This is a genomic window from Mycobacterium sp. (assembly GCF_039583805.1).
In the GTDB taxonomy this organism is placed as follows: Bacteria; Actinomycetota; Actinomycetes; order Mycobacteriales; family Mycobacteriaceae; genus Mycobacterium.
This window is the reverse complement of record NZ_JAVKSH010000006.1, coordinates 33880-53865: the sequence shown is the minus strand read 5'-3', so window position 1 is coordinate 53865 and position 19986 is coordinate 33880. Positions and strand designations below refer to the sequence as shown.

19 protein-coding genes are annotated in these 19986 nt (G+C 67.3%); 10 read left to right on the top strand and 9 right to left on the bottom strand.

Annotated features, from left to right (window positions below; all coding sequences use genetic code 11):
• Positions 1-512, top strand: a 512-nt coding sequence (locus tag ABDW21_RS01585) for a cytochrome ubiquinol oxidase subunit I (protein ID WP_343709984.1), incomplete at its 5' end; no start/stop codon positions are given.
• On the opposite strand, the gene fdxA is transcribed toward ABDW21_RS01585, so the two are convergent.
• The 4 genes from fdxA to ABDW21_RS01565 form a co-directional block, all read right to left on the bottom strand.
• Positions 438-752, bottom strand: coding sequence for a ferredoxin (gene fdxA / locus ABDW21_RS01580; RefSeq protein ID WP_343599064.1), 315 nt, complete (start codon positions 750-752; stop codon positions 438-440). The genes ABDW21_RS01585 and fdxA overlap by 75 nt on opposite strands.
• 261 nt (positions 753-1013) lie before the next feature.
• Positions 1014-1694, bottom strand: a complete 681-nt coding sequence (locus tag ABDW21_RS01575) for a phosphoadenylyl-sulfate reductase (RefSeq protein ID WP_343599065.1) — start codon at positions 1692-1694, stop codon at positions 1014-1016.
• 49 nt (positions 1695-1743) lie between these two features.
• Positions 1744-3459: a nitrite/sulfite reductase gene (locus tag ABDW21_RS01570; protein ID WP_343599067.1), complete on the bottom strand. Its 1716-nt coding sequence runs from the start codon at positions 3457-3459 to the stop codon at positions 1744-1746.
• A gap of 276 nt (positions 3460-3735) precedes the next feature.
• Positions 3736-5379: an acyl-CoA synthetase gene (locus ABDW21_RS01565; protein ID WP_343599069.1), complete on the bottom strand. Its 1644-nt coding sequence runs from the start codon at positions 5377-5379 to the stop codon at positions 3736-3738.
• Between the two features lie 68 nt (positions 5380-5447).
• Between ABDW21_RS01565 and ABDW21_RS01560 the strand changes: the two genes are divergently transcribed.
• Together ABDW21_RS01560 and ABDW21_RS01555 are read left to right on the top strand one after the other, a co-directional pair.
• Entirely contained in the window at positions 5448-6236 is a 789-nt protein-coding gene (locus ABDW21_RS01560) for a crotonase/enoyl-CoA hydratase family protein (RefSeq protein WP_343599071.1), read from the top strand.
• A gap of 187 nt (positions 6237-6423) precedes the next feature.
• The gene (locus ABDW21_RS01555; protein WP_343599112.1) at positions 6424-7263 is read left to right on the top strand and encodes a hypothetical protein; all 840 of its coding nucleotides are present in this window, start codon (positions 6424-6426) and stop codon (positions 7261-7263) included.
• A 158-nt stretch (positions 7264-7421) separates the two neighbouring features.
• On the opposite strand, the gene ABDW21_RS01550 is transcribed toward ABDW21_RS01555, so the two are convergent.
• Complete coding sequence (locus tag ABDW21_RS01550; protein WP_343599072.1) at positions 7422-8636, bottom strand: cytochrome P450; 1215 nt, start codon at positions 8634-8636, stop codon at positions 7422-7424.
• Positions 8637-8673: 37 nt separating this feature from the next.
• Here ABDW21_RS01550 and ABDW21_RS01545 point away from each other — a divergent pair, with 37 nt between their 5' ends.
• Positions 8674-9390, top strand: coding sequence for an acetoacetate decarboxylase family protein (locus tag ABDW21_RS01545; protein ID WP_343709983.1), 717 nt, complete (start codon positions 8674-8676; stop codon positions 9388-9390).
• Between the two features lie 93 nt (positions 9391-9483).
• On the opposite strand, the gene ABDW21_RS01540 is transcribed toward ABDW21_RS01545, so the two are convergent.
• Complete coding sequence (locus ABDW21_RS01540; RefSeq protein WP_343709982.1) at positions 9484-10515, bottom strand: LLM class F420-dependent oxidoreductase; 1032 nt, start codon at positions 10513-10515, stop codon at positions 9484-9486.
• Between the two features lie 58 nt (positions 10516-10573).
• Here ABDW21_RS01540 and ABDW21_RS01535 point away from each other — a divergent pair, with 58 nt between their 5' ends.
• From ABDW21_RS01535 to ABDW21_RS01520, 4 genes are read left to right on the top strand one after another with little or no spacing between them, the layout of a single operon-like run.
• Positions 10574-11566: an OB-fold domain-containing protein gene (locus ABDW21_RS01535; RefSeq protein ID WP_343709981.1), complete on the top strand. Its 993-nt coding sequence runs from the start codon at positions 10574-10576 to the stop codon at positions 11564-11566.
• A gap of 10 nt (positions 11567-11576) precedes the next feature.
• Positions 11577-12641 carry a thiolase domain-containing protein gene (locus tag ABDW21_RS01530; RefSeq protein WP_343709980.1) on the top strand — a complete coding sequence of 355 codons (1065 nt, stop codon included), beginning with the start codon at positions 11577-11579 and terminating at the stop codon, positions 12639-12641.
• Positions 12641-13822, top strand: coding sequence for a thiolase domain-containing protein (locus ABDW21_RS01525; RefSeq protein WP_343709979.1), 1182 nt, complete (start codon positions 12641-12643; stop codon positions 13820-13822). Before ABDW21_RS01530 ends, ABDW21_RS01525 begins: the two co-directional genes overlap by 1 nt.
• Positions 13819-14709, top strand: coding sequence for a TIGR03619 family F420-dependent LLM class oxidoreductase (locus tag ABDW21_RS01520; protein ID WP_343709978.1), 891 nt, complete (start codon positions 13819-13821; stop codon positions 14707-14709). The genes ABDW21_RS01525 and ABDW21_RS01520 overlap by 4 nt, the downstream gene beginning before the upstream one ends.
• A 108-nt stretch (positions 14710-14817) precedes the next feature.
• Here ABDW21_RS01520 and ABDW21_RS01515 read toward each other — a convergent pair whose 3' ends face one another.
• The gene (locus ABDW21_RS01515; RefSeq protein WP_343599082.1) at positions 14818-15342 is read right to left on the bottom strand and encodes a gamma carbonic anhydrase family protein; all 525 of its coding nucleotides are present in this window, start codon (positions 15340-15342) and stop codon (positions 14818-14820) included.
• A 111-nt stretch (positions 15343-15453) separates the two neighbouring features.
• Between ABDW21_RS01515 and ABDW21_RS01510 the strand changes: the two genes are divergently transcribed.
• A complete protein-coding gene (locus ABDW21_RS01510; protein WP_343599083.1) occupies positions 15454-16605 on the top strand; it encodes a Rieske 2Fe-2S domain-containing protein in 1152 nt (383 codons plus the stop codon).
• Between the two features lie 44 nt (positions 16606-16649).
• Positions 16650-17042 (top strand): hypothetical protein, encoded by a 393-nt coding sequence (locus tag ABDW21_RS01505; RefSeq protein WP_343709987.1) that lies wholly within the window; start codon positions 16650-16652, stop codon positions 17040-17042.
• Positions 17043-17097: 55 nt separating this feature from the next.
• On the opposite strand, the gene ABDW21_RS01500 is transcribed toward ABDW21_RS01505, so the two are convergent.
• Positions 17098-18285 carry a PPE family protein gene (locus ABDW21_RS01500; protein ID WP_343599084.1) on the bottom strand — a complete coding sequence of 396 codons (1188 nt, stop codon included), beginning with the start codon at positions 18283-18285 and terminating at the stop codon, positions 17098-17100.
• Positions 18286-18307: 22 nt separating this feature from the next.
• Positions 18308-19549, bottom strand: a complete 1242-nt coding sequence (locus tag ABDW21_RS01495; protein ID WP_343709977.1) for a PPE family protein — start codon at positions 19547-19549, stop codon at positions 18308-18310.
• Between the last annotated feature and the right edge of the window lie 437 nt (positions 19550-19986).

Below are 19986 nucleotides of genomic sequence, written 5' to 3'. Positions count from 1 at the left end.
ACGACAAGATCCGCCGCCACGCGGCGGAAGTCCCGATTCCCCCGACGGCTCAAGCCGCCGGCCCCCTCGGGACGCACCGTATGGAATGGCGCGGTCAGCGTACCGGCGATTTGACGTACCGACTGTTGGCCCGGCGTTTAGGCCGTGGGTTGGGCGTGTTGTTTGCCTTCGGCGCCGTTTCGGGCACGATCTTGTCGTTCGAGATGGGTCTGCTGTGGTCGGGCCTGATGCAGCATTACGGATCGGTGATCGGTCTCCCGTTCGCGGTCGAGGGTTTCGCGTTTTTCATCGAGGCGATCTTCCCGGGAATCTATCTGTACGGCTGGGATCGGCTCTCGCCGCGCGTGCATCTGTTGTCCGGTGTGCCCATCATGGTCGCCGGCGTGTTGTCGGCGTTCTGCGTGGTGTGCGCCAACGCCTGGATGAACAGCAGCCGGTTATTTGCTCGCCAGATTTTTCACTGCAACCGGATCATTTTCGGTGAGACCGACTTTCGCCGCACCACCGGGTGAGCCGAGGTCTGCGAAGAAGTCGGCGTTCACCTGCGTGTAGTCGCTCCACTCGTCTGGGACGTCTTCTTCGGTATAGATAGCCTCGACTGGGCATACCGGCTCGCAGGCACCACAGTCGATGCACTCGTCTGGGTGGATGTAGAGCATCCGGGCACCTTCGTAGATACAGTCGACCGGGCACTCATCAACGCACGACTTGTCTTTGACGTCGACGCAGGGTTCGGTGATCACAAAGGTCATACAACATCTCTCCTTACTCTACTGATTTGCAAATAGCCCTACACAATCCGTTCGTCGCACGCGGTAATCAGCCACGATCGCGACAGGAGCGGGTAGTCACCTCCTCGGAAAGTGGACATCGCGGTGGTCAAACAGACTTGCCATCTCGACCTCACATGGCTAGGGAATAGACAGAGCCAACGTTGCCGGACAAAGCAGTTCTGCCGCCAAAGACCGCGTCGCCGAGCGCGCCCCCGGCCATGCGTGTCATCTGGAGCAGGGTCACGAAACGTGCAGCCCGCATTCGGTCTTGTTAAATGCTGCAAATCGACCGCTGCGCTTGTCGGCGCCGGGAGCCGGTTTGGTCGTGTTGGGTTTGCACCCGATCGACGGGTACCCCTCGTCGACCAGCGGATGGACCAGCACATTGTGCTCGCTGATGTAGTCGGCCATGTCCTGGTCGGACCACGCGGCCAGCGGGTTGACCTTCACCAATGTGAACTTTTCGTCGAAGCTGACCAGCGGGGCGTCCGCGCGGGTCGCCGCATCGACGCGGCGCAGCCCGGTCACCCATGCTGAATACCCCCTCAGCGCGTTGGTCAGCGGGACGACCTTCCGGAGCCGGCAGCATTCGGTGGGGTCCGTCTGGCACAGGCTCGTGCCCAAGTCCAGCACCGCGGGTTCGGGGTGGAGCGTGATCAACTCGATGTCGTAGGTGGCCGCGACCGCATCCCGCATACCCAGGGTCTCGGGGAATTCGTTTCCGGTGTCGATGTACATCACGGGAACACCTGGCCGCACCCTGGCTGCCAGGTCCACCAGCACGGCGTCTTGCATGTTGCAGGCAACCACCCACTTGCCAGAGAAGGTTCGGTCGGTCCACTGCAACAGGTCGGTGGCGCTGGCGCCATCGAGTTCTGCGGCACCGCGCGCGGCCAGCTCCCGCAGTTCCGCTTCAGTCAACGGGTTATCCTCTGGGCTCACCTGGTTCTCCTGTTCTCATCGCAGGTTCTCAGCGCAGGTCGTCCTCGTCGGCGCGCAGTGCCCAGGTCGCGAACCGTTCGCCCGGCTCGCGTTTGGTGGCGAAGTTGCGCACCACTCGGTCGATGTAGTCGCCGAGTTCGTGGCTGTACACCTTGTGTTGGCGCAGTTTGCGGCCGAACCCGGCGTCTTGGCCGAGTCCACCGCCCAGGTGTACCTGGAAGCCCTCGACCGATCCGCCGTGGCCGTCGTCGACCATCTGACCCTTCAATCCGATGTCGCTGACCTGGATGCGGGCGCACGAGTTGGGGCAACCGTTGAGGCCTACGCTGATCGGCACATCCAGACCGTCGTTGATGTCCTCAAGGCGAGCCTCCAGCTCGGGCACCAGCGCCTGGGCCCGGACCCGGGTCTCGGCGAAGGAAAGCTTGCAGAACTCGATGCCGGTGCAGGCCATCAGGTTCTTGCGCCAGCTCGACGGCCGCGACGGCAACCCCAGCGCGTCAAGGCCGGCCACCATCTCCTCGACCTTCTCGTCGGGCACGTCGAGGATGATCAGCTTCTGATGCGGGCTCAACCGGGCCCGATCCGAGCCCACCTGTTCCATCAGATCGGCCACCGCAGACAGCGTGGTGCCCGACACCCGCCCGGCGATCGGGGCGACCCCGATCGCGTTGAGCCCGTTCTTTTGGCGCTGCACTCCGACGTGATCGATCGGGTGGGTGACCGGCTCGGGAGCCGGCCCGTCGAGCAGGCGGCGTTTGAGGTACTCGTTTTCGAGCACCTCGCGGAATTTTTCCACCCCCCAGTCCTTGACCAGGAACTTCAACCGCGCCTTGGAGCGCAGCCGCCGGTAGCCGTAATCGCGAAACAGCGCGGTCACCGCCTCCCACACGTCCGGGACCTCAGCCAACGGCACCCAGGCGCCGAGCCGTTGGGCCAGCATCGCGTTGGTGGACAGCCCACCCCCGACCCACAGGTCCATACCGGGGCCGTGGCTGGGATGGTTGACGCCGACGAAAGCGACATCGTGGGTCTCATGCGAGACGTCCTGCAACCCCGAGATCGCGGTTTTGTACTTGCGGGGCAGGTTCGCATACTCCGGGTTGCCCAAAAACCGCCGGGTGATCTCCTCGATCGCCGGAGTGGGATCCAGCACCTCGTCTACGGATTCACCGGCCAGCGGCGAACCGTGGATGCCGCGGGGACAGTCGCCGCAGGCCTCGGTAGTTTGCAGGCCCACGGAGGCCAGCCGTCGCCAGATCTCGGGAACGTTCTCGATGTCGACCCAATGGATCTGCAGGTTTTCCCGATCCCCGATGTCGGCGGTGTCGCGCGCGAACTCGGTGGAGATCTGACCCATGGTGCGCACCGCGGGCACCGAGAGCGCCTTGCCGTCGGTGCGGATCCGCATCATGAAATAGTGGGCCTCGATGGTGTCGATGTTCTCGTCACCGGTCCAGGATCCGTCATAACCCTGCTCGCGCTGGGTGTATAGACCCATCCACCGAAACCGGCCGCGCAAGTCGTTCTTGTCGATGCTGTCGAAACCCTGCTTGGCATAGACGTCAAGGATCCGCTCACGCACGTTGAGCGGCGCATCTTCCTGTTTGAACTCTTCGTTGTCGTTGAGCGGCTGTTTTTCGCCCAGCGCCCATTGTCCCTCGCTGCGTGTCTTGCCCGACCGCGGTGCGCTCACTGAATCTCCCCTTCTCGACGTTTGTCGGCACGCCAACGTTGCCGACATCGCCAATTCGCTTCCGCAGCGGCAGGTAAAGGGGGTGAGCCGGCAGCGGGCCAGCCGGACGAATCCGCCCGCCGCGTGAGCCGCGTTGGTTTGTCGGTGTCGGGCAACATTGTGGCTGAGTCCGAGGCTACCGACGTTGATCGACGCCGTAAACCTCGATCTCGGATACCCGGTTGGGTACGGTCGCTGCGTCACCCCTTGAGCGGGAACGGCGATGATTCGGAGTCTTCTCCGCCTCCGTCATCAAGGCCAACGGACAGGCTGCGGCGCCCCGCGTCAAACACCCGCGTGCTTGGCATGCCGCTCGTCGGCGGGCCGGGCTTCGGTCTGCTCCTTGGCCCAGCGGTAGTCCGGCTTGCCCGCCGGAGACCGCTTGACCTCGTCGACATACCAAAGCGCCCGGGGCACTTTGTATCCCGCGATCTCACCGCGCACGAATCGGTCGAGTTCGGACAGCGGTGGACGCGCCCCGGGTCGCGGCGCCACGACGGCGGCCACGCACTGGCCGTAGCGCTCGTCGGGCACCCCGACGACCAGCGCGTCGAACACGTCGGGGTGGCCCTTGAGAGCGGCCTCGACCTCCTCGGGATAGACCTTCTCCCCGCCGCTGTTGATCGACCCCGACCCGCGCCCCAGCATGGTCACGGTGCCGTCCGCTTCGACCTGTGCGTAGTCCCCGGGGATCGCGTAGCGGACGCCATTGATGGTTTTGAACGTCTCGGCGGTCTTTTTCTCGTCCTTGTAGTAGCCGATCGGAATGTTGCCCTTCTTGGCGATGACGCCGCGCACACCCGAACCGGGCTGCACCTCGTCGCCGTGCTCGTCGAGCACCACCGTGCGATGGTCGATGGCCACCCGCGGACCGCCGGTGTGCGCCTCTCCCTTGGCGACCACACCGGTGCCCCCGAAACCGGTCTCCGACGAACCGATCGAGTCGGTCAAGATCCGATTCGGAAGCAGCTCAAGCAGTTTCTCCTTGATGCTCGGTGAGAACAGCGCAGCGGTGCTGGCCAACACGTACAACGAGGACAGGTCGTAGTCGTTGTTCTTGCTCAGTGCGTCCAGCAGCGGTCGCGCCATCGCATCGCCGGTGAAGAACAACATGTTGACCTTGTGCCTGTCGATCCTGCGCCACACCTCGTCGGCGTCGAACTCCGGCGCCAAGACGGTGGTTTGACCCGCGAACAGCGCCATCCAGGTGGCTGACTGGGTAGCGCCGTGGATCATCGGCGGGATCGGGTGCCGGATCATCGGTGGACCCGCGCACGCCTGCCTGGCCAGGTCGTACTCGTCCTTGACGAATTCACCTGTGGCGAAGTCGGTTCCGCCGAAGAGCACACGGTAGATGTCCTCGTGGCGCCACATCACCCCTTTCGGGAAGCCGGTGGTGCCGCCGGTGTACAGCAGGTAGATGTCATCGGCGCTCCGTTCACCGAAATCCCTGGCCGGCGAGCCTTTTTCGAGAGCTGCGTAGAACTCGACGCCGCCGTAGCGCTGGTAAGCCTCATCCCCTACGTCACTGTCGTCCTCGACGACCAGCACCGTCGCGACGTCGGGGGTTTGCGGCAGCACGTTGGCCACGCGGTCGGCGTACTGACGCTCGTGCACCAGCGCGACCATGTCGGAGTTGTCGAACAGGTAGCGCAGTTCGCTTTCCACGTAACGGAAGTTGACGTTGACCAGGATGGCGCCCGCCTTCACGATGCCCAGCATCGCGATCACAATCTCAATCCGGTTGCGGCAATACAGCCCCACCTTGTCGTCTTTGCGGACGCCCTGATCGATGAGGTAGTGCGCGAGGCGGTTGGCCTTCTCCTCCAGCTGCGCGTAGGTCAGCTGGTCGTCGCCACAGATCAACGCCACCCGGTCGGGCACGGCGTCGATGGCATGCTCGGCGAGGTCGGCGATGTTGAGAGCCACGGACCTAAATTAGAACGTGTTACATTTCCTAGCAAGTCTGGGACCTGCGCACAGGAAGGCGGACACCCGTGAGCGAGGCTCATGCGCTGGTCGAGCGGCGCGGACACACCCTGATCGTGACACTGAACCGGCCGGCAGCCCGCAACGCGCTGAGCGGGGAAATGATGGCGATCATGGTCGATGCCTGGGACCACGTCGACGATGATCCCGACGTCCGGTGCTGTATTTTGACCGGGGCCGGCGGCTACTTTTGCGCGGGCATGGACCTCAAGGCGGCCACGGCCAGGCCGCCGGGTGACTCCTTCAAGGACGGCAGCTACGACCCGTCGCGCATCGACGCGCTGCTCAAGGGCCGGCGGCTGACCAAACCGCTGATCGCGGCCGTCGAGGGGCCGGCGATCGCCGGCGGCACCGAGATCCTCCAGGGCACCGACATCCGGGTGGCCGGCGAGAGCGCGAAGTTCGGCATCTCGGAGGCGAAGTGGAGCCTGTACCCGATGGGCGGCTCGGCGGTAAGGCTGGTCCGTCAGATTCCTTATACGGTCGCCTGCGACCTGTTGCTGACCGGGCGGCACATCAGCGCCGCCGAAGCCAGGGAGATCGGTCTGGTCGGGCACGTCGTCCCCGACGGGCAGGCGCTTGCCAAAGCGCTCGAGATCGCCGAGGTCATCTCGAACAATGGGCCGCTGGCGGTGCAGGCGATCCTGAAATCGATCCGCGAGACCGAGGGCCTGCCTGAAGACGAGGCCTTCGTCATCGACACCCGGCTGGGCGTCGAGGTGTTCCTGTCCGACGACGCCAAGGAGGGGCCGCGCGCGTTCAAGGAGAAGCGCGCGCCCCAATTCCACGGCCGCTGACCCCTCCCCCGGCGGGCCGCCAACCCCTCCCCCCGGCGGGCCGCCAACCCCTCCCCCCGGCGGGCCGCCAACCCCTCCCCCCGGCGTCGAGCGTGAAACTGTTGCGACTTTTCGGCAGATTTTTCGCAACAGCTTCACGCTGGGCGAAGTGTCGGTGCCGTCCGGCACACTCCGGGCTATGGGGGCCATGGGGGAACCTTTCATCGGCAGCGAGGCCGTCGCGTCTGGTCGGGTGACGCCATATGAACTGCGCAGCAGATACGTCGCGATCCACCGCGACGTCTTCGTTCCTCGCGGCACCGAGCTCAGCCCGGTAATCCGAGCGAAGGCGGCGTGGTTGTGGTCGGGGCGCCGTGGGGTACTCACCGGCCTCTCCGCGTCGGCACTACACGGCGCCAAATGGGTTGACGGCAACCGGCCAGCGGAAATCCTGTACGACAATCGCCATGCCCCGGCCATGATCCGTACCTGGTCCGACACTATCGACGACGACGAGGTGCAACTGATCGACGGGACGATGGTGACGACGCCCCCACGCACCGCCCTCGACCTGGCGTGCCGGTACCCCGTCGACGAGGCGGTCGCACTCATCGATGCCCTCGCCCGGAAGACGCGCCTCAAGACGGCCGACGTCGAGTTGCTTGCTGAACGGTATCGAGGTCGCCGGGGGATCAGGCGGGCCCGTATCGCGCTGCCGCTGGTCGATCCGGGTGCCGAATCGCCGCGGGAGACGTGGCTGCGCCTGCTTCTGATCCGCGCCGGCTTCCCCCCGCCGCAGACCCAGATTCCTCTCCACGACGAATACGGCGTCCTCGTCGCGGTCTTCGATATGGGCTGGGAGGACGTCAAAGTGGCTGCCGACTACGACGGCGATCACCACTGGACAGACCGGCGCCGGTTCAACCAGGACATCCGGCGCGCCGAAGCCGTCGCCGAGTCGGGGTGGATCGACGTCAGGGTCACAGCTGAAGACGCCGAAGCCGGCATCATCCGGCGGGTGTCAGCAGCATGGGATCGCCGAACGTGAAGATGTTGTGAGATTTTCGCGGATTTTTCGCAACAGCTTCACGCTGGGCGGAGAGGGGTCACGCACGGCGGAGAGGGGTCACGCACGGCGCAGAGGGGTCACGCACGGCGCAGAGGGGTCACGCACGGCGCAGAGGGGTCACGACGGACGTAGAGGGGCTAAGCGCCGACGGGTGCGGAAGGCGTGAACACCACCGGCATCGACTCCACGCCGCTGACGAAGTTGGCCGGCCGGAGCGGCAGCGCGTCGTCGGAGGCCAGCTTCAGGTCGGGTAGCCGTTCCAGCACGCGGCCCGTCATCAGCGAAAGCTCCAGCCGGGCCAGCTGATTGCCCAGACAGAAGTGGGTGCCGAAGCCGAAAGCCAAGTGGCTGTTCGGGTCTCGACGGATGTCGAACTGCTCTGGCTTGTCGAACACCGCCTCGTCGAAGTTGGCGGACTCGAACAGCAGCATCATCTTCTCGCCGTCGTGCAGCTCGGTGCCGTGAAACTCGGTGTCGGCGGTCAGCGTCCGGCACATGTTCTTCACCGGGGAGGTCCAGCGCAGCATCTCCTCGATCGCCCCGGGCAGCACGCCGGGGTCGGCGCCCAGCATGTCCCACTGGTCGCGGTGCCGCAACAGCTGTTCGGTGCCGCCGGACAGCGTGTGCCGGGTGGTCTCGTCGCCGCCGATGAGGATCAGCAGCGTCTCCATGACGATCTCGTCATCCGACAGCCGCTGTCCCTCGACCTCGGCGTTGACCAGGATGGAAAACAGGTCGTCGGTCGGCTCGTCACGACGCTTGGCGATGATGGCGCCGGTGAATTCGGTGTAGGCGGCGAACGCGTCCAGCACGGTCTGGAATCCGGAGTCGTCGATGTGCGAGCTCAGGCCCGTCACCAGGTCGTCGGACCACGTCAGCAGCATGCCGCGCTCCTCGGGCAGCACACCCAGCATGTCGCCGATCACCGCCATCGGCAGCGGAGCCGCTATGTCGCGCACGAAGTCACACTCGCCGCGCTCGCAGACGGCGTCGATCAGCGTGTCGCACAACCGCCGGATCGACGGCTCCTTCTCGCGCACCCGCTTACGGGTGAACCCGGCGTTGACCAGCTTGCGCCGCAACAGGTGTGCCGGATCGTCCATGTCGATCATGTACGGCATACCCGGCTGCTCGGGACGGATCCCGCCGGTGCTGGAAAACACCTCCGGGTTGCGTTCGGCGTCGATCACCGCCTGATACGTCGACGCCGCAGCCAGGCCGTTGCGGTCCCGGACGACGGGCTGGTTGGCCCGCATCCAGCGATACGCGTCACGCGCCCGGGCGCCGTCGGCGTAAAAGGTGCCGTCGGTCAGGTCGAGGTTGAGGATCGTGTCGGGAATGGTCGACGTCATCTACTTGCCTCCTGCCGCGGGGATTACAGTCTCCGGCATGCCCGGTTCACAACACGTCGTCGCCGGAACGGTGCTCACCATGCCGGTCCGGGTCCGCAAAGCCGACGTGCACACCGCGATGTTCTCGGTGCCGGCCGACGCGGCGCAACGGCTCGTCGACTACAGCGGCCTGCACGTCTGCCAGTACCGCCCGGGGCGTGGTGTGGTCAACTTGATGTTGGCCCGCTACGTCGACGGCGACCTCGGGCGGTATCACGAGTTCGGCGTCTGCGTGATGGTCAACCCGCCGGGCGCGACCGCCGGCGGCTGGCGGGCATTGTCCGGCGCCGCCGCTTTCGTCCACCGGCTGCCGGTCGACCAGACCTTCACACTGGAAGCCGGCCGCACCATCTGGGGTTTCCCAAAGACCATGGCGGACTTCACCGTTTGTGAGGGACGTTCGTTCGGGTTCGACGTCAGCGCCGACGGCTCCCACATCGTCGGCATCGACTTCAGGCGTGGCGTGCCCGTCCCGTCGCTGCCGAAGCCACGCGTGCTCACGACCTACACCCACGCCGACGGCACCACCCGCGAGGTGCCCTGGGAGATGACGGTCACCGGGCTTCGCGGCATCGTCGGCGGCGCGACGGTGCGCCTCGGCGATCACCCGTACGCCCGGGAACTGGCGGCGCTGGGCCTGCCGAAGCGGGCCATGATGTCGGGAGGCGTCGCCAACGTGGCGATGTCCTTCGGCGACGCCCGCGTCCTGAGCTGACCGCACCATCCGGACAATCTAGAACGTGTTCTAACGCTGCCGCAATGCCCAGGGCCGCAACGCCCAGGGCCGCAATGCCCAGGAACGCAATGCTCAGGCCAGTGCGGCGAGCTCGCGGACCTGCTCGGCCGACCGGGCCGAGACCACCATCATGGTGACGCCGGCGTCCTCCCAGACCGCGATCTGCTTGCGCACGTAATCGATGTCGCCGACGATCACCGCGTCGTCGACGAGTTCGTCGGGGATGACGCGGGCGGCCTCGTCCTTGCGGTTGCCGCGGAACAGCGCGGTGACCTCCTCGACCACCTCGGCGTAGCCCATCCGGCGGTAGACGTCGGCGTGGAAGTTGGTGTCCTCGGCGCCCATGCCGCCCATGTAAAGCGCCAGGAACGGCTTGATGCCGACGAACGCCGCGGCCCGGTCGTCGGTGATCACCACCTGCGCGGTGGCGCACACCTCGAAGTCCTCCCGGCTGCGCCGTGCGCCGGGACGGGCGAAGCCCTCGTCGAGCCACTCGTTGTACATGTCGGCCAGCCGCGGCGTGTAGAAGATCGGCAGCCAACCGTCGCAGATCTCGGCGGCCAGCGCGACGTTCTTGGGGCCCTCGGCGCCCAGCATGATCGGGATGTCGGGCCGCAGCGGATGGGTGATCGGCTTGAGCGCCTTCCCCAAACCCGTTGTGCCGTCACCGGTCAGCGGCAACGGGTAGTGCGGGCCGTCGCTGGTGACCGGCCTCTGTCGAGCCCACACCTGACGGACGATGTCGACGTACTCGCGGGTGCGCGCCAGCGGCTTGGGGAACTTCTGGCCGTACCAGCCCTCCACCACCTGCGGGCCGGACACCCCGAGCCCCAAAAGGTGCCGTCCGCCGGACAGGTGGTCGAGCGTCAGCGCCGCCATCGCGCATGCCGTCGGGGTGCGGGCCGACAGCTGCGCCACCGAGGTGCCCAACCTCAGCCTGCTCGTCGACGCCCCCCACCACGCCAGCGGCGTGAAGGCGTCCGATCCCCACGCCTCGGCGGTGAACACCGCGTCGAAGCCGGCGTCCTCGGCGGCGGCGACCAGTGCGGCGGCGTTCTCCGGCGGTGCGGCGCCCCAATATCCCAACTGCAATCCCAGCTTCATCCCCGGCTCCTTACCTGCCTTCTTGCTCAGATTGTTAGAACCTGTTCTACTCGAAGGCGTGACAGCCAGCTCAAGCAGCCCACCCCTGATCGACCACCCTGGGCCGCCTCTCTCGGCGCCGCTGACATTCTCCTTCGACTACACCCGTTCGGTCGGTCCCACGCTGGGCGCCTTCTTCACCGCACTGCGTGAGCACCGCATCCTGGGGGTGCGCGGATCCGACGGCCGGGTGCACGTGCCGCCGCCCGAATACGACCCGCTCACCCACGAACCGCTGGCCGAGATAGTACCGGTGGCCAGTGTCGGCACGGTGGTCTCATGGACCTGGCAGGCGCACCCGGTGCCGGGCCAGCCGCTGGACCGCCCGTTCGCGTGGGCGCTGATCACCCTCGACGGCGCCGACACCCCGCTGCTGCACGCGGTCGACGCAGGCTCCGCCGACGCGATTTACACCGGGGCGCGGGTGCACGCGCACTGGGTCGACGAACCCGTCGGCGCCATCACCGACATCGCGTATTTCGTGCCGGGCGAGGACGCCGAAGCGGTGCCCGACGCCGGTGGCGACCGCGACCCGGTCACGATGATCGTCACGCCGATCAGCATGCAGATCCAGCACAGCGCGTCGCAGCCCGAGAGCGCCTATCTGCGGGCGCTGCAGGAAGGCACGCTGCTGGGAGCGAAGACCGGCACGGACGGCAAGATCTACTTCCCGGCCCGGGAAGCCGACCCCGCAACCGGTTTGGCGTTGGACAACTACGTCGAGTTGCCGGACAAGGGCACGGTGACGACGTTCGCAATCATCAACATCCCGTTCGCCGGCCAGCGTATCCCGCCGCCGTATGTGGCGGCGTACGTGCTGCTCGACGGCGCCGACATCCCGTTCCTGCACCTGGTGACCGACATCGACGCGTCCGAGGTGCGGATGGGCATGCGAGTGCAGGCGGTGTGGAAGCCCCGCGAGGAATGGGGCCTGGGCATCGACAACATCTCGCACTTCCGGCCGACCGGCGAACCGGACGCCGACTACGACACCTACAAACACCACCTCTGAGGGTTTGGCAATGATCGCTCGCGAAGTCGCGGTCGTGGGTTTCGCCCACGCACCGCATGTGCGCCGCACCGACGGCACCACCAACGGCGTGGAGATGTTGATGCCGTGTTTCGCCCAGCTCTACGACGAGCTGCAGATCACCAAAGCCGACATCGGGTTCTGGTGCTCGGGATCGTCCGATTTCCTTGCCGGACGGGCGTTCTCGTTCATCTCGGCGATCGATTCGATCGGCGCCGTCCCTCCCATCAACGAGTCTCACGTCGAGATGGACGCTGCCTGGGCGCTTTTCGAAGCCTATATCAAGCTGCTGACCGGCGAGGTCGACACCGCTCTGGTGTACGGGTTCGGCAAATCGTCGGCGGGGGTGCTGCGCCAGATCCTGTCGCGGCAGACCGACCCCTACACCGTGGCGCCACTGTGGCCCGACTCGGTGTCGATGGCCGGTCTGCAGGCCCGCATCGGCCTCGACACGGGAAAGTGGACCGCCCAGCAGATGGCCCAGGTGGCGCTGGACTCGTTCGCCCGCGCCGAGCGCACCGACGCGGAGAAGCCCGCCAAGAGTCTCGACGAACTGCTGGCCCGGCCGTTCTTCGCCGACCCGCTGCGCCGCCACGACATCGCGCCGATCACCGACGGCGCCGCCGCGGTCGTGCTGGCCGCCGGCGACCGGGCCCGCGAACTACGCGAGCGGCCCGCCTGGATCACCGGGATCGACCACCGCATCGAGACGCCGGTGCTGGGCGCGCGGGACCTGACCGTCTCGCCGTCCACGACGACCTCGGCGCACACGGCGGCCGGCGGCGACGTCACGTCCGTCGACGTCGCCGAACTGCACGCCCCGTTCACCCACCAGCAACTGATCCTCACCGAGGCCATCGGGCTCGGATCGTCGACCACGGTCAATCCGTCCGGCGGCGCGCTGTCGGCCAACCCGATGTTCGTCGCCGGCCTGGAGCGTATCGGCTTTGCCGCACAACACATCTTCGACGGCTCAGCCCGGCGGGTGCTGGCGCACGCCACCAGCGGGCCGGCGCTGCAACAGAATCTCGTCGCGGTGATGGAGGGTGATAACTGATGGCCGGCGCACTCGCCGCGGTGCTCGGCACGGGCCAGACCCGCTACGTCGCCAAGCGCCAGGATGTCTCGATGAACGGCATGGTGCGCGAGGCGATCGACCGCGCGCTGGCCGATTCCGCCTGCACGTTCGACGATATCGACGCTGTCGTGGTAGGCAAGGCACCGGACTTCTTCGAGGGCGTCATGATGCCCGAGCTGTTCATGGCCGACGCCGTCGGCGCCACCGGCAAGCCGTTGATAAGGGTGCACACCGCCGGGTCGGTGGGCGGATCGACCGGTGTGGTGGCGGCCAGCCTGGTGCAGTCGGGCCGCTACCGCCGGGTGCTGGCGATGGCGTGGGAGAAGCAGTCGGAGTCCAATGCCATGTGGGCGTTGAGCATTCCGGTGCCGTTCACCAAACCGGTCGGTGCGGGCGCGGGCGGCTACTTCGCGCCGCACGTGCGGGCCTACATCCGCCGCTCGGGCGCGCCGACGCACATCGGGGCGATGGTCGCGGTCAAGGACCGGCTCAACGGCAGCCGCAACCCGCTGGCTCATCTGCAGCAGCCCGACATCACGCTGGAAAAGGTGCTGGAATCGCAGATGCTCTGGAATCCCATACGTTTCGACGAGACGTGTCCGTCCTCCGATGGCGCCTGCGCGCTGGTCATCGGCGACGAACAGACCGCCGACGCACGGGTTGCCGACGGTCATCCGGTCGCCTGGATCCATGCCACCGCGCTGCGCACCGAGCCGCTGGCGTATTCCGGCCGCGATCAGGTGAACCCGTGGGCCGGCCGGGACTGTGCCGCGGCCTTGTGGAAGGCGGCCGGCATCAGCAGCCCTGTCGACGAGATCGACGCAGCCGAAATCTACGTGCCGTTCTCCTGGTTCGAGCCGATGTGGCTGGAGAACCTCGGCTTCATGCCCGAGGGCGAGGGCTGGAAGCTGACCGAGGCCGGCGAGACGGCGATCGGCGGCCGGCTGCCGGTCAATCCCTCCGGCGGCGTGCTGTCGTCGAACCCGATCGGCGCGTCGGGTCTGATCCGGTTCGCCGAAGCCGCCATCCAGGTGACGGGAAAGGCGGGGGCGCACCAGGTTCCGGATGCGCGCAAGGCGGTGGGCCACGCCTACGGGGGTGGCTCGCAGTACTACTCGATGTGGGTGGTCGGGTCCGACAAACCCGGGGCCGAGCGATGAAGTACACCTGCAGCGTCGCGATGGGCCCCGTCGAGGAGTTGCCGGAGATCGCCAGGACCGCCGAGGAGGTCGGATTCGACGCGATCGCGTTGCCGGACTCGCTGTTCTACATGGAAAGCGCAGCCGCCGCCTACCCCTACACCCCGGACGGGTCGCGGATGTGGGACGAGAACACCCCCTGGGTCGACCCGCTGATCGCCGCCGGCGCGATGGGCGCGGTCACCTCGACGCTGCGGTTCTACACCAACGTGATGAAGCTCGGCTCCCGCAACCCGCTGCTGCTGGCCCGCCAGGTCGGCTCGGTGACCAACCTGACGGCCAACAGGTTCGGCTTCGGCGTCGGGATCGGCTGGGCACCCGAGGAATTCGAGTGGTGCGGGGTGCCGTACGCACGCCGCGGCGCCCGGGTCGACGAGATGATCGAGGTCATCAAGCTGGTGCTGGGCGGTGGCATGGTCGAATTCCACGGCGAGTTCTACGACTTCGACCGGCTGCAGATGAGCCCGGCGCCGTCGCGGCCGGTGCCCTTCTACGTCGGCGGGCACACCGACGTGGCGCTCAAGCGTGCCGCGCGGGTGGGCGACGGGTGGACCAGCGCGATGATGACCTGCGAGCAGCTCGCGGACACCATCGGCCGGCTCGACGTGTTGCGGGCCGAGTACGGCCGCGCCGGGCAGCCGTTCGAGTTCCAGGCGGTGTGCGTCGACAAGTTCGGCGTCGACGGGCACCGTGACCTGGCCGCCGTCGGCGTCACGGACAACATCGTGATCCCCTGGGTCTACCCCGAGTTTGGAGGATTGGGTTTCGACGCGCCGCTGGACAAAAAGAAGGACTCGCTGAAACGCTTCGCCGACACCTACATCCACTCGGGATGGCAGGACCGATGACCGCGTGGTCGGTCCACAGGGCCGGCCGGCGTTCGCGTCGGCCGTGACGGCCCGCGGCACGGGTGCCTCGGGGATACGGCGGTCGCGGCGACGGACGAGATCGAGAGGCTACAGCGCCGCCAGCCCGGCCAGGTAGCGCCGGGCCAGTTCCTGGTAGGCCTGCGGGTTGGCGTTCACCCACGTCTCGGCGGACGTCCCGGCGATCGGGCCCTTGACGGTGGCCGGTGCACCCATCACCAGCACCTCGGCGGGAATCTGGCTGCCGCTCAGTACCAGCGATCCCGCGGCGATCAGGCTGCGCGCCCCGATCACCGCACCGTCGAGGACCGTCGCGTGGTTGGCGATCAGCGCCCCGGCGCCCACGTGCACTCCGTGGATGGTGCACAGATGCGCGACCGTGGCCCCCGGACCGATGTCCACCGGGATGCCCGGCGGAGCATGCAACACCGATCCGTCCTGCACGTTGGCGCCCTTCCGCACGACGATCGGCGCGTAGTCGCCGCGCAGCACGGCGTTGAACCACACCGACGCCCCCGCCTCGACGGTGACGTCGCCGATCAGGGTCGCGGTAGGCGCTACAAACGCGGTGGGATCGACCGTCGGCGATCGACCCTCGAACGAAAACAGAGGCATCGTTCAGATATACCGCAGGCGGGCGCACCGTCGCCGGAGCCGGTGCATTGCGGAATCCCGCCGCAAAACTGTAACGTGTTCTAATTGGCGAACGACGACGTGGGAGGCGCCATGGCTACCGAGACCGCCGGCATTCGCGAAATCGACGCCGGCACCCTGCCCGACCGGTATGCCCGGGGCTGGCACTGCCTGGGCCCGGTCCGGGACTACCTGGACGGCAAGCCACACGGGATCGAGGCGTTCGGCACCATGCTCGTCGTGTTCGCCGACTCTGACGGCGAGCTGCACGTGCTCGACGGCTACTGCCGGCACATGGGCGGCAACCTGGCGCAGGGCACCATCAAGGGCGACGAGATCGCCTGCCCCTTCCACGACTGGCGCTGGGGCGGCGACGGCCGCTGCAAGCTGGTTCCGTATGCCAAGCGCACCCCGAAACTGGCCCGCACCCGCGCCTGGCACACCGACACCCGGGGCGGGCTGCTGTTCGTCTGGCATGACCACGAGGGCAATCCGCCGCAGCCCGAGGTCCGCGTTCCGGAGATCGGTGAGTACTTCAGTGACGAGTGGACCGACTGGCGCTGGAATTCCCTGCTGATCGAGGGCTCCAACTGCCGCGACATCATCGACAACGTCACCGACATGGCGCACTTCTTCTACATCCACTTCGGGCTGCCGACGTATTTCAAGAACGTCTTCGAGGGTCACATCGCCACGCAGTACCTGCACAACGTCGGTCGTTCCGACGTCAACGATCTGGGTACGTCCTACGGAGTGGCGCAACTTGATTCGGAAGCGTCCTACTTCGGGCCGTCGTTCATGATCAACTGGCTGCACAACAATTACGGCAAGTTCAAGGCCGAGTCGATCCTGATCAACTGCCACTACCCGGTGACCCAGAACTCGTTCGTGCTGCAGTGGGGTGTGATCGTCGAAAAGCCCCGAGGCATGGATGACGCCATGACCGAGCGGCTGTCCGAGGTGTTCACCGACGGGGTGAGCAAGGGTTTCTTGCAGGACGTCGAGATCTGGAAGCACAAGACCCGGATCGAGAATCCCCTGCTGGTGGAGGAAGACGGCGCGGTCTACCAGATGCGACGGTGGTATCAGCAGTTCTACGTCGACGTCGCCGAGGTGACCGCGGACATGACCGACCGCTTCGAGATCGAGGTCGACACCACCGTCGCCAACGAAAAATGGCATGCCGAGGTCGATGAGAACCTCAATCGCCGAGCCATGCACGAGGCCGAGCAGCCCGCGACGTGACCGGTGCTGAGCAGCCGCCTGACGTGGACCGGCTGGCTCGGTCGATGGTTCGGCTGCGTGGCGGCCACGACGACCCGGATACCTCTGCGCCCGGTCGCCGCAGCGGATCCTGTTCTAAGGCAATGCCTTTCGCTGGTGATCTCGGTCATGCGGCAGCAGTGCGCGCAGCCACCGAAGCCGACCGCCAGCGCTACCTGACATCGGGTCTGCAGCAGGTCGACTGCCGGTTCTGCCATGTCACGGTCAGCGTGAAGAAGCTGGGGCCGGGTCATACTGCGGTGCAATGGAATACCGAAGCATCGCAACGCTGCGCCCACTTCGCTGAGATCCGTGCCGCCGGCGGTGACAGCGCGCGGACCAAGGCCTGCCCGAAGCTGACCGACAGCATCGCGCACGCGGTGGCCGAGGGCTTCGTGGATCCGCTCGCTGACGGCTGAGTACTCCGCTCACCCTCGTGCGCACGGCGCGGACCGCAGCCGGACTCGGCGGAGGTCATCCCGCGGCCGGCGATCGGGGGATCACTTTGTTGTTGGTTTTGTCTTTGTTTTCCCGGGATTTGGCGGCGGCGGCGCTGACCATTCGTCCGGCCAGAGTCCCGAGCAGGGTTTCGCCGAACAACATCGGGCCGGGCAGGCCGGCGACGTCCTGCGCATCGGCGCCGGCCGGCAGAGTCACGGCCGCTGTCTGGACCGGCTCGCTGATCGCGGTCCAGCTCGGCGGTACCGACAGGGCGCTGACCTGGCTGGCTCGGCCCATCACTGCCGACGCGGCCGAGACACTGGCGGCCGTTGACGGCAGCGGGACGCCGAAAAATGGGTCGAACGGCCCGATCCCCTGGGCGAAGTCGCGCACCGCGCTGGTTTGAAAGCCGAGGAGCCTGGTCGCCAACGCGATGAGCCGGAAGGCCTCGTCGTTGGTTGACAAGGCCGAGCTGAAACCGAATATGCCGTATGTGGTGATCGGCTCCCCGGCGATCACCGGCACGATACCCGACGACGCGGACGCCGAGGATGCCGAAGCGGGCGAGACCAGGCTCTGCAGGGCCGTGCTCAGCTGCGACAGCAGCGACGAGCTGCTCGCGGCGGCCTGGGCGTGGCCGGCGCCGGTCGCGGCGGCCTGGGCGACGGCGGCGGTTTGCGCTGTCTGCCCGGCCGGGTTGGTGGTCTGCGGAGGCTGGCTGAACGGGGCCAACTGGGTCGCCGACACCGAGGCGCCCGCGTAGCCGTACATCGCCGCGGCGTCCTGGGCCCACATCTGGTCGTAGGCGGCTTCGGTGGCCGCGATCGCCGGGCTGTTCTGCCCGAAAAAATTGTTGGCGATCAGCGCCGTCAACTGGGTGCGGTTGGCCGCGATCAGCGGTGGGGGCACCACGGCCGCGAACGCGGTCTGGTACGCGCCGGCGGCGGCTGTGGCCTGCGCGGCGGTCTGTTCGGCCTGGGCGGCGGTGGTGTGCAGCCAGGTCACGTAGGGACCGACCGCGCCTGCCATCACCGACGACGCCGGGCCCTGCCATCCCGAACTGGTCAGGTTGGCGATCGCCGACCCGTAGGAGGCAGCGGAGAAATTCAGCTCGCTGGCCAGCTGCTGCCAGGCTGTCGCCGCCTCCAGCAGCGGCGCTGTGCCGGGACCCGAATACAGCCGGCCGGAGTTGATTTCGGGGGGCAACGCTCCGTAATCCATGGTCAGTTTCCCTTCTCTGTGTTCAACTTCGGGTGCTCACGCGACCGCCACGCTCGGAGGCCGCATTACGCACGAGTACGGGTTTGGACTTCGGGTGCACCGGCTGGCCGGCGTCTTTCGACAGCGCGCTCATCAGGCCCTGGCTGAACACGCTGCCCGGCATCGGCTCCGGTGGCGCGACAGCACCGGCGGCGGCCGTCACGCCGGCAGGTCCAGGGTCGGGCAGCGCCAGCGCGGCCGGGCGGATCGCCACCGGGTCGGCGGCCCAACCGGGCGGCACCGACAACGACCCCACCAGCCCGGATTGGCCCATCCCCGCCGACACCCGGGGGGCCGACCCGAGCCCGGCGCCGAGCCCGCTGGTGGCGTACTTCTGCGCGTACTTGGCGGCCTGCGCGGCTTCCCGCTCGAGCTTGTCCTTTATCCCCACGATCCTGGTGCCCAGGTTGACCTGCGAGTTGGCGCGAAAAGCGCTGTTGGCGAGGAAAAAGCTGTTCTGCCCAAAAAGTGTGGGCCCCAGCAGGCCCTGCACGCCGAAGATGGCTTCCGAACTGAAAAGCGTCGTCGTGCCGAACAGCGGCACACCCGCCGCGCTGGACGCCGCCCCGGTCGAGGTGAGCTGCTGCAGCGCGGTGGGCAGCGCCGCGATCAGCCGAGCCAGCGTCGTCACCTCGCCGCTGACCGCAGTGCCGGCCGCTCGGGCCACCGTCGCGGCCTGAGTGCCCAGCCCGGCCGGGTCGGTGGTGGCCGGCGGCTCGCCGAAGGGGGTCAGCACACTCGCCGACGACGAGGCCCCGGCATACCCGTACATCGCGGCCGCGTCCTGGGCCCACATCTCCGCGTAGTGCGCCTCGGTGGCCGCGATCGCCGGGGTGTTCTGCCCGAAGAAGTTGGTCGCGATCAGCGCCATCAACGTCGCCCGGTTGGCCGCTACCACCGGCGGAGGCACCGTGGCCGCGAACGCCGCCTCGTAGGCCGCCGCCGCCTCCATGGCCTGCGCCGCGGTCTGCTCGGCCACACTCGCGGTGTTCTGCAGCCACGCCACATACGGGGTCACCCCGCCCGTCATCGCCGCCGCGGCGGGACCCGACCAGGCCCGGCCGGTCAGGCCCGACAACACCGCCGCATACCCGGCCGCGGTGGACTCCAGCTCGGTGGCCAGCACATCCCACGCCGCCGCGGCGGCCAGCATCGGCCCCGGCCCCGGCCCGGCATACATGCGCCCCGAATTGACCTCCGGAGGCAGCGCTGCGAAATCCAGCACCACACCTCCCTAGAGGATCTTCCGAGTTTCGTGGAACGCTGACCGCGGTCCGCGGCGCTCTGCACGGAATTGTGCACGACAAGCCCTGGCGCATCGACGAATGGCGCATCGACGAACCGAGCCCGTCGTCGACAGCTCGGCGCAGGCCGCCACCCCGGGGCCGGTGTCGCGGGCGCCGGCGAGAACGTGCGGGGCGGTCCTAACAGGCCCGTCACCAGCGTGCTGACCGCGGCCACAATCTCGGTGCACCCACCCGGCCTCAACGGTGTGCATAGCCATCCCTCCCTGCGCCGGCAAATCGCCCTGACCCGTGGCGCACACCGACTGCCCGGTAACGGACACGACGTTGCTCGCGCTCCCCGGACTATTGTCCGCGGCGCAATCGGCGCGCAATTCCTGGTTCTGCTAACACCGAGGCGCGACCTCGCTATTGGTGC